The 10,322-nt window shown below is 63.6% G+C and carries 7 protein-coding genes; 2 read left to right on the top strand and 5 right to left on the bottom strand.

Annotated features, from left to right (window positions below; genetic code table 11):
* Positions 1-5 precede the first annotated feature (5 nt).
* Together C2L65_RS30060 and C2L65_RS30055 are read left to right on the top strand one after the other, a co-directional pair.
* Positions 6-755: an SDR family oxidoreductase gene (locus C2L65_RS30060; protein ID WP_081921073.1), complete on the top strand. Its 750-nt coding sequence runs from the start codon at positions 6-8 to the stop codon at positions 753-755.
* Positions 756-821: 66 nt separating this feature from the next.
* Entirely contained in the window at positions 822-2,594 is a 1,773-nt protein-coding gene (locus tag C2L65_RS30055) for an FAD-dependent oxidoreductase (RefSeq protein ID WP_042309553.1), read from the top strand.
* 117 nt (positions 2,595-2,711) lie between these two features.
* Here the strand turns inward: C2L65_RS30055 and C2L65_RS30050 are convergent, their stop codons facing one another.
* The 5 genes from C2L65_RS30050 to C2L65_RS30030 all read right to left on the bottom strand — a co-directional run bounded on the left by C2L65_RS30050 (position 2,712) and on the right by C2L65_RS30030 (position 10,281).
* A complete protein-coding gene (locus tag C2L65_RS30050) occupies positions 2,712-3,869 on the bottom strand; it encodes an NHL repeat-containing protein (protein WP_052426900.1) in 1,158 nt (385 codons plus the stop codon).
* 450 nt (positions 3,870-4,319) lie between these two features.
* A complete protein-coding gene (locus C2L65_RS30045; protein ID WP_042309555.1) occupies positions 4,320-5,132 on the bottom strand; it encodes a gamma-glutamylcyclotransferase family protein in 813 nt (270 codons plus the stop codon).
* A 188-nt stretch (positions 5,133-5,320) separates the two neighbouring features.
* Positions 5,321-7,906: a bifunctional aconitate hydratase 2/2-methylisocitrate dehydratase gene (acnB, locus tag C2L65_RS30040; protein ID WP_042309557.1), complete on the bottom strand. Its 2,586-nt coding sequence runs from the start codon at positions 7,904-7,906 to the stop codon at positions 5,321-5,323.
* Between the two features lie 209 nt (positions 7,907-8,115).
* Positions 8,116-9,228: a LacI family DNA-binding transcriptional regulator gene (locus C2L65_RS30035; RefSeq protein WP_174485063.1), complete on the bottom strand. Its 1,113-nt coding sequence runs from the start codon at positions 9,226-9,228 to the stop codon at positions 8,116-8,118.
* Positions 9,229-9,321: 93 nt separating this feature from the next.
* The gene (locus C2L65_RS30030; protein WP_042309560.1) at positions 9,322-10,281 is read right to left on the bottom strand and encodes a dihydrodipicolinate synthase family protein; all 960 of its coding nucleotides are present in this window, start codon (positions 10,279-10,281) and stop codon (positions 9,322-9,324) included.
* Between the last annotated feature and the right edge of the window lie 41 nt (positions 10,282-10,322).

Raw genomic sequence — 10,322 nt, 5'->3', positions numbered from 1 at the left:
GCGGCATGAGCACGGCGCAGCGAGTCGCCGTCGTCACGGGCGGCGCGGGCGGGATCGGCCGCGCGATCGCGGCGCGGCTGCAACGCGACGGCATGCGCGTCGCGCTGTGGGACCTCGATGCGCATGCGGCGCGTGAAGCCGCCGACGCGCTGTCTAACGGCAAAGACGGCGCGGCCATCGGCATACACGCGGACGTGACGGACGAAGCCTCCGTTGCAGCTGCGCTCAAGACGACGCTCGAACGCTTCGGCGCGCTACATGTGCTGATCAACAGCGCCGGCACGACAGGCCCGATCTCGACCGTCGCCGACAGCGCGCTCGACGCATGGCAGCGCTGCATCGACGTCAATCTTCGCAGCGTGTTTTTGTGCTCGCGCGCCGCCGTCAAACCCATGCTCGACGCGGGCTTCGGCCGCATCGTCAATCTCGCGTCGATCGCGGGCAAGGAAGGCAACCCGTCGATGTCCGCATATTCAGCGGCCAAAGCCGGCGTGATCGCGTTCACGAAGTCGATGGGCAAGGAACTGGCGCTAACGCCCGTGCGCGTGAACTGCATCGCGCCTGCGGTGATCGAGACGCCCTTGCTGCACCAGATGACGCCCGACGCGCTCGCCGCAAGTCTCGCGAAGATCCCGATGCAACGCGCCGGAACGGCCGACGAAGTCGCGAGCCTGGCCGCGTGGCTGGCATCGGGTGAATGCTCGTTTTCGACAGGCGCGACCTTCGATCTGTCCGGCGGACGCGCGACTTATTGAACGTCAGTTCGAACACAACCCAGCAAGTACGAAAACTGCGACAAGGCATCAGAGGAGACAGTACACATGAACTCAGGCAGCAGCATCCATTGGGACGAAGAAGTCGATGTGCTCGTGTTCGGCGCGGGCGCGGCGGGCATGACAACCGCGTTGATCGTGCATCATGAGGGCCTGGACGTTCTCCTGTGCGAAAAGACCGAGGCAGTCGGCGGCATCACGTCGACGTCGGGCGGCACGACCTGGGTTCCGGGCACGCAATTGAGCGTCGATGCGGGCGTGCCCGACAGCGTCGACGACGCGCGCCGGTTTCTGCAATCGGTGGTCGGCGAACGCGGCGGCGACGAAGCCCGCGAAGCCTTCCTGCAAAGCGGTCCGCTCGCCATCGACGAATTGCAGCGCATCAGCGACGTGAAGTTCGTCGCAGCGGCCGCGCATCCGGACTATGTGACGGGGCCGGGCGCGGCATTCGGCGGCCGCGCGCTCGCGCCCTTGCCTTTCGACGCCCGTGTGCTGGACAAGGATTTCGCGCGCGTGCGCTCGCCGCGCAAGGAATTCATGGGCCTGGGCGGGATGATGGTCAATCGCAGCGACCTTGGCGCGCTGCTCAGTCCGTTCGGATCGTTGAGCAATTTCAGGCGCACCGTCGAAGTGGTCGGCCGTTATGTAATCGACCGCATGCGTTTTCCGCGCGGCACGCAGCTCGTGATGGGCAACGCGCTCGCCGCCCGGCTCTTCTATAGCCTGCGCAAGCGCGGCGTGGCCGTGCGCTTCGAAACGCCGCTCGTCGAACTGGTTCGCGAGCAAGGTCGCGTGACGGGCGCCGTGGTCGGTTCGCGTGACGGTAAGCAATGGCGCATTGGCGCGCGTCGCGGCGTCGTGCTCGCGACGGGTGGCGTCACGCGGCATCCGGCGCTGCGCAAACAGTTGTTTCCTGCGGCCGCACAACCGCTGTCGCTGTCGCCCGACACCCACACGGGCGACGGCGTCAGCAGCGCGCTCGCCGTCGATGCGCGACTCGAAAACGGCGGTGACAGCCCCGGGCTCTGGATGCCATGCTCGATTCGCCGTTCGCCGGGCGGCGACGATAGCGTGTGGCCGCATATCATCCTCGATCGCGCGAAGCCGGGGCTCATCGCTGTGAACAGCCGGGGCGAGCGGTTCGTCAACGAGTCCAATTCCTATCACGACTTCGTGATGGGCATGTTGCGCGACGACGGCCATGGCCCGAGCGTGCCGGCGCATCTGATCGTCGATGCAGACTTTATCCGCAACTATGGTCTGGGCCTGCTGATGCCGGGGCGAAGCCGAGCGCGCATTGCCGAGTTCGAGCGCGCCGGGTATCTGGTCAAAGGCGACACGCTGGCCGCGCTGGCGGCGAAGTTGAACGTGGATGCGGCGGGGCTTGCGCGCACTGTCGAGACCTACAACCACGATGCCGCATCGGGCAACGATCCCGCCTTCGGCCGCGGTTCCAGCCCGATGAGCCGGTTCAACGGCGACGCGGCGCAGAAGCCCAATCCGTGCATCCGCCCGTTGGGCAAAGGTCCGTATTACGCCGTGACCGTGTGGCCAGCCGACCTCGCGTGCAGCGCAGGACTGAGCGGAAATGCGAACGGCGAACTGCTCGATGTGAACGGCAACGTGATACCTGGACTCTTCGCGTGCGGCAACGATCTGGCTTCGATCTTTCGCGGCACGTATCCCGGACCCGGCACGACGTTGGGCCCGGCAATCGTGTTCGGATGGCGCGTTGCGAAACACATCGCGGGCAAGCTGGATAACGCCGCTTCAAGTAGCCGGACGCGTGTGGATGCCTGCGTGGAAGCGGCACACCGATAAACGCGCGGGTCACGCGTCTTCATGAAACAGGTTGTCCGACTATTGCTGGATATGGTGTGATACGGACGACGGCAGCGGGTGACGCCACAAGCAAGCATCACCCTGGTGTCGGCGCAATCAATGGCGGCCGTAGTCAAGCGTCGCCGGATCGGTCCTGCCGAAGCTGAGATAGAAGGGATTCACGAGCCCCGTTCGCGGGTCAACGAAGGTCGAATAGCCCAGCGTAAACAGGTTGTAGCGTCTCACCTCGCCGTACTGCGGCGCGTTGCCGGGATCGGGGTCGTTCGTCACCGGCACGTAAAGCGCCCCGTCCGGCCCGAATACGAGCGATAGCGCAATGGCGCGCGGGTGGTGCCGATCCAGATCGATACGCTCGAAATGCTCACGGTCGAATGCGTTCCAGCGATGGCCGTCCCTGTGCGTTGCATGCGGGATGATCAGGATCTTGTCTGAATCCCATCCCTCGTATTTCACAGGATCCTGGCGAAGGCTAGTCACGTAGAGATCGCCATCGCGCCCGAATGCGAGCCCTTCTGGCCGTTGCAGATCGTTCGTGTTCTTGCTGCACTCGATGGAATTGGATATCAGCACGTCAACGAAAACCAGGCGCCGCGGATCGAATCGCACGACGCCGCCGCCACACGGATCCGGCAGGTTGCGGAGCGTCACGTATAGCAGGCCATCCGGTCCGAGCACGATGCCACGCGGATGAAACTGCGGCCCGGTCGTGCCCGGATGATCGATATTCGGGTCGAGATTCTTCACGAACTCTGCCTTGTGCCCGTCGATCCTGAACGCGAGGAGCGCGCCCGTCGGGCCGGACATGTCGCCGAGATCGGCGATGAACAGAATGCGCCCTGCTCTGCCCATGTCGACCAGCACGATTCCGCGCGGCGCATAGGGGCCGTGCTTATCATCACGCGAGATGAGCGGCGCGATGAAATGGCCGTCGCTGGCGTCATAGCGAAAGATCTCGCCGTTGAAGGGCTGGCCGATATTCTGATTCGACACGAGCACTTCATTCCAGCGCTGGTCGAAGATGATGCCCGTCGGTCCGCGCAACCCTCCGCTGCCCGGCTTGATGGATCGGTCGGGCAGATACTGGCCGGATCGTGCGTCATAGAACCGTACGTCGTTGGCAGAGGGAGCAGGATCGGTTACGGCAAGCACGTCGGACGAGCGGCCTGTGCGCGTGTCGTCGGCCAATGCTTGCGGTGCTATGGCGACCTGCGCCGCCAGCAATAGCCCAAGACCGGATGCGAAAATATTGTTCATGACTATTCCTCGGTATGACTAACTAATTATGGAGTCAATACATCAAGGTATTGAAAAGACGGATCGACGGCTAACCGGCCGTGAGCGGTGATTGAGTCGCACGAAAATCGCACGAATAATTCGGGCAAAAATCGCCCTCACCCGGCGTATTGACGACGGTGCAATGCGAGAGAATATTCAACGGGTGTGCGGCGCCGTTATATTGACTTCACGCTTGGACGCAACCTTCATGACTGCATCAGCAGGTTATTGTCATGGTTTGCATGGGTTGCCGTAATCGCGCCGTAACTCTATTGATAGTGCAGATAGCTTAGGAAACAAGAGGTTTTCTTCACTGTCTGTGGCTTTTTTCGGAAACACGAAAGGTCAGTGAAGTTGGGGCGATATTATTCGCGATAGGGTAGTGTTCGACTCACTCGTCTCTTGGGCAGTGAAGTGAAAGCGCGCTGCCTAGCGCGCGTGCGCCTCACGAAGGCACACATCGCCTTTGCGTTTGGCGATGGCGGCGCTTGCGGTGGCATAGTCCTCGGAGAAGGCTCGCTGCGCGAAGCACGGCGCCGACTTTGCGAGCAGCGCATCGATCTTTGCGAACTGCTTGTCGAACACCCAGGGCCGGCGTGCGAGCGTGCGGTCGTTGAGCCAGTAGGGGCTCCAGTCCCGGGTCGTCTCGATGATCTCGCGCGCGAATTCCGGCCCGTACTCGAGCCCGCCCTCGATCACGACATCGATATACGACTCGACGAGCGGAAACCTGGCGTCCGGAACCGGAAGCCCTTCGCCCGGCGCCTTGCCCTCGGCTTTCGGCACGTAGACCCAGACAGTTCCCTGCGCCGGTAGCGGCTGCCACGATACGGACTCGATGAGCGCGCGCGGCACCTCGACGCGCACGTATCCCTTCTCGCGCTCGTCGAACGCGGACATGTCGTTGCCGGCAACGGGATAGATCACGCCGTTGATGGTCATCGGTGCTTCACCTTCGAATGGACGCCGCAGTCCGAGCGCCGTGAAGCCAGTGCGCGCGCGGTCGCTCCAGCTGCGCACATAGCCGAACGCCGCCGAAACGCGCACGGGAATCGCCGCGACCGGTTTGCCCGCCGTGTCGTTGCGCGATGGCGTGTTGATGAGCGAGCCGTAGCCGAAGATGAACTGCGTCGGCTGATCGGGAAGACGCGTTCCCCAGAAGTCGGTGGTCTGTGCGTGCGCCGCCGAGCTAACGAGCACCACTGCGACAACGAATCCTCGAATCCTGGCCATCGCTGACATCGTCAGATCTCCGTCAACTGCGTTGACGCAGATGATCGCTCATGCCAGGCCACCCGGCAACTGCGCGCGCCGGGATTGCGCGCACAGTCGACTAGCCACCCAAAAAAAATGGCGCCGCAGGCATTCAGCCTGCGGCGCCATTGCGTGGCGCTACGACGAGAACAACACGCCGTAGCCCGACAGCACGCTTACATCTCTACGGTGTCGGCCACTTGCTTGAAGTCCTCGATCTGGTCGAAGTTCATGTACTGATAGATCTTGTCGCCATTGGCGTTGAGCACGCCCATGTCGGCCATGTACTCCTCTTTGCTCGGGATCTTGCCCAGGCGCGAGCAGATCGCCGCCAGTTCCGCCGAGCCGAGATACACGTTCGTGTTCTTGCCCAGGCGGTTCGGGAAGTTACGAGTCGAGGTCGACATGACCGTCGCGCCTTCGCGCACTTGTGCCTGGTTGCCCATGCACAGCGAGCAGCCCGGCATTTCGGTACGCGCACCGGCCGTGCCGAAGACGCCGTAGTGGCCTTCCTCGGTCAACTGCTTCTGGTCCATCTTGGTCGGCGGCGCCACCCACAGCTTCACGGGAATGTCGCGCTTGCCTTCCAGCAGCTTCGACGCGGCGCGGAAGTGGCCGATGTTGGTCATGCACGAGCCGATGAACACTTCATCGATCTTCGCACCGGCCACGTCCGACAGCGTCTTCACGTCGTCTGGATCATTCGGGCAGGCCACGATCGGCTCGTGGATGTCGGCCAGGTCGATGTCGATGACGGCTGCGTACTCGGCGTCCGCATCCGGCGACAGCAGTTGCGGGTCGGCAAGCCACTGCTCCATCGCCTTGATGCGGCGCTGCAGGCTGCGCGGGTCCTGGTAGCCTTCGGCGATCATCCACTTCAGCAGCGTGATGTTGCTGTTGAGGTATTCGATGATCGGTTCCTTGTTAAGGTGGACCGAGCAACCGGCGGCCGAGCGCTCGGCGGACGCATCCGACAGTTCGAACGCTTGCTCGACCTTCAGATCGGGCAGGCCTTCGATTTCGAGAATGCGGCCCGAGAAGATGTTCTTCTTGCCTTGCTTGGCAACCGTCAGCATGCCTTGCTTGATGGCGTACAGCGGAATCGCGTTGACGAGATCACGCAGCGTCACGCCCGGCTGCATCTTGCCCTTGAAGCGGACCAGCACCGATTCCGGCATGTCCAGCGGCATCGTGCCCGTAGCGGCCGCAAAGGCGACCAGGCCCGAACCGGCCGGGAAGCTGATGCCGATCGGGAAGCGGGTGTGCGAGTCGCCGCCCGTGCCCACGGTGTCGGGCAACAGCATGCGGTTCAGCCACGAGTGGATCACGCCGTCGCCCGGGCGCAGCGCGATGCCGCCACGGTTGCTGATGAAGTTCGGCAGGGTCTGGTGCGTCTTCACGTCGACCGGCTTCGGATAAGCGGCCGTGTGGCAGAACGACTGCATGACGAGATCAGCCGAGAAGCCCAGGCACGCCAGGTCTTTCAGTTCGTCGCGCGTCATCGGGCCGGTGGTGTCCTGCGAGCCGACCGAAGTCATGCGCGGTTCGCAGTACGTGCCCGGGCGGACGCCCTTGCCTTCCGGCAGACCGCAGGCGCGGCCGACCATCTTCTGCGCCAGCGAGAAGCCCTTGCCGCTGTCAGCCGGTTGCTGCGGCAGGCGGAACAGCGTGGACGGAGCCAGGCCCAGCGCTTCACGTGCCTTCGCCGTCAAGCCGCGGCCGATGATCAGCGGAATGCGGCCGCCGGCGCGCACTTCGTCGAACAGCACGTCGGACTTGACCTGAAACTCGGCGATCACTTCGCCGTTCTTCAGCGCCTTGCCTTCGTACGGGCGCAGTTCGACCACGTCGCCCATTTCCATCTTCGACACGTCGAGTTCGATCGGCAGCGCGCCGGCATCTTCCATCGTGTTGTAGAAGATCGGGGCGATCTTGCTGCCCAGGCACACGCCGCCGAAACGCTTGTTCGGGATGAAGGGGATGTCTTCACCCGTGAACCACAGCACCGAGTTGGTTGCCGACTTGCGCGAGGAGCCCGTGCCGACCACGTCGCCCACGTACGCAACCAGGTGGCCCTTTTCCTTCAGCGACTCGATGAACTTGACGGGACCACGCTTGCCGTCCTCTTCCGGCGTGATGCCGGGACGGGCGTTCTTCAGCATTGCCAGCGCGTGCAGCGGGATGTCCGGGCGGGTGGTAGCGTCCGGGGCCGGCGACAGGTCGTCGGTGTTGGTTTCGCCCGTCACCTTGAACACGGTGATGGTCAGGCTTTGCGGCACTTCCGGACGGCTGGTGAACCATTCGGCGTCGGCCCAGCTTTGCAGCACGGCGCGGGCGTTGGCGTTGCCCTTGTCGGCCAGTTCCTTGACGTCGTGGAACCGATCGAACATCAGCAGGGTTTTCTTCAGCGCTTCGGCGGCCACGGTGCCGACTTCGGCGTCCGACAGCAGTTCGATCAGCGGCTGGATGTTGTAGCCGCCCAGCATCGTGCCGAGCAGTTCGGTGGCGCGGGCGCGCGAGATCAGCGCGCAGGCGATCTCGCCTTTGGCCACGGCGGCCAGGAAGCCCGCCTTCACGCGCGCGGCTTCGTCCACGCCTGCGGGCACGCGGTTGGTGATCAGGTCGAGCAGGGTCTGCTCTTCGCCGGCGGGCGGGTTTGTCAGCAGTTCCACCAGCTCGGCGGTCTGCTGAGCCGTCAGCGGCAGGGGAGGAATGCCGAGCGCGGCGCGCGCGGCTACATGAGCACGAAAGTTTTCAAGCATGGGAGACCTGCTGGTATTGCGTTTCAGGGGAGGACTTGTCAGGCACGTCGAAGCTGCTCCGGGCACTGCTTTGATCGCGATTTTAATTGCAATACCCTACGAGGTCAAATGTCTTATGTCTTATATAAGAGTTGAACAACAGAAACATCCAGGATTGCGGACATTCAACCGGCCGCTCCTGAAAGCGGCGTTCGGGCGCACACGCGCTATCAGGAGCGCCGCGAAACCGGGCTCGGACATACCCCAGTCGACTCGCGAACCTGTAATTGCGCACGCACCTCATGTCCATGCTGAACCCGCTTGCCATCGAGTGCGTCGAGCAGGTGTTGCGCCGCAAGTCTTCCGATCTCGGCGGTGTCAACTCGCATAGTCGTGAGTGCAGGACGCATCTCTTTCGCAATCGCGAGATCGTCGAAACCCGTGACCGACAATTCGCCCGGAATGGCGATCCCCAGATCTTCCGCCTCGCGCAGCACGCCCAATGCAATGTGGTCGTTGCCGCAGATGATCGCGGTCGGGCGCTCGCCTGCCGATTGCCAGATCGAGCGCAAACTGCGCCGCCCGAATCCGATCGTCGATTCGCCTTCGAACATGTGCTCCGGCCTGACGGCGAGGCCGTGTCGTTCTAGCGTCGAGCGAATGCCTGCGACGCGGGCCTGGACCCGGTCGTTGTCGCGAGTCGGCTGGATGCAGACCGCGAACGCGCGGTGGCCGAGGCCAATCAGATGTTCTGTTATTTCAACGTAGGCCGCGTGATTGTCGAAGCCGACGCAGTCGTGCGGGCTGCCCTCGCGATACGCATACGTGACGGCATAAGGCACCCGATACAGCCGCAATGCATCGAACAGTTCGGCCGGATGCGCCTCGCCAACGATAGCCATCGCCTCGACGCCGCGCGCGAGCATCGCGCGCACCTGCACGATCGCCTGCGCGGGGTCGTAGTTCGAGCAGCCGAGCACGAGCGTGATGCCGCGCGCCGCGAACGCCGCCTGCATGCCGCTCACCTGCGAGGCGAACACCTGATCGTCGAGCGTCGGAATGATGATGCCGGCGATATGGCTGCGTGTCGACGCGAGCGCGCGTCCCGCTGCATTCGGAAACCAGTTGAGCGTGAGCGCAGCGTGCTCGACGCGCTCACGCACGTTGGCCGAGACTTTGTCCGGCTCGTTATAAACGCGCGACACGGTCGCCGTCGATACCCCCGCGAGTTTCGCGACATCCGAGAGCACCGTGCGGCCCGTATTGCGGCGGGCGCGGCTCGTTGGCGTGCGGGCCTGGGCCTTGTCGGCAGCGGGCGCGGGAGAATCAGGTGAGCGAGGCATCGGATCAGGCAGTGACGGTTGAACGAAGGCGGACGCAGCAAGCGCCGTCATCATACCGTCGCGGCGTTTCGCCGGGCACGCGCACGCTCATGCTCATGCGGGCGCGCCGAGCGCGGCGATGCGCGAGCGAAAATCCTCGGTGCCGGCGACGATCTTGTCGAGTACCGCATCGAGCGCCCAGAAGCGCTCGCGAACGTCGTAGTCGATCACGCGGCAGCGAATCGACTCGAACGTGCCGATGCGCTGATGGTAAATCTTCGCGAGCGCCGGATAGCCAAGCGCTTCCGAAACAGCAGCGAGAACGAGAAACGTCGACAGTTCCTGCGCGAGCGCCGGGTCCTGTGCTGCATCGTTGCGCAGCCACTTATAGAGGTCCGGGTGAAAGTTCGTGAACACACCGTTGAAGCCTGCCGAGCCGGCCTTCATCGCGTCCCACGCGATCGCCGCGTTGGCATTCAGGACGTTCAGCGGCGAACCCTGCGCCATCGCGACGCGCCGCTTGACGGTCTGGAGATCGCAACTCACGTCCTTCAGCATGATGAAGCGGCCCGTGTCGATGCACATCTTCAGTTCATCGTCGGAGAGAAGCCGACGATACGGCGCCGGGCACTCGTAGAGGCCGAGCGGAATGTCGGACGGCAGGCGTTTGAGAAGCCGCTTGAGATTGGCCGTGAAGACCTCCGTTCCCTCGTGCTTCGGATCGAGCCGGTTCGTCACGAGCACGATGCCTTGCGCGCCCGTCGATGCCGCGACGTTGAGTTCTTCCGCCTGCGCATCGGGGTCGTCGCTGATGTGACCGGAGACCACGACGGGAATGCGGCCCGCTACCTTCTCTACGACGAACCGGCCGAGTTCACCTCGCTCGGCGAGGCTCAGGAACTGCATCTCGCTCGACTGCGCGACGGCAAAGAGCGCGTCCGAGCCGTGCGCGATGTACCACTCGATCAGACGTTCTAGGCCGGCGTAGTCGATCGCGCCGGAAGCGTCGAACGGTGTCAGCATCACGGGAACGATGCCTTCGATTGAAGTGGCGGAATGCGTGGCGCTCGTCATGGTTTTCTCTCTGAATGGGTTGAGTGGAGCCCGGCGTGCGA

It is taken from the genome of Paraburkholderia terrae, assembly GCF_002902925.1.
GTDB lineage: Bacteria > Pseudomonadota > Gammaproteobacteria > Burkholderiales > Burkholderiaceae > Paraburkholderia > Paraburkholderia terrae.
The sequence above is the reverse complement of the archived record's forward strand: the minus strand, read 5'-3'. Positions and strand labels throughout refer to the sequence as shown.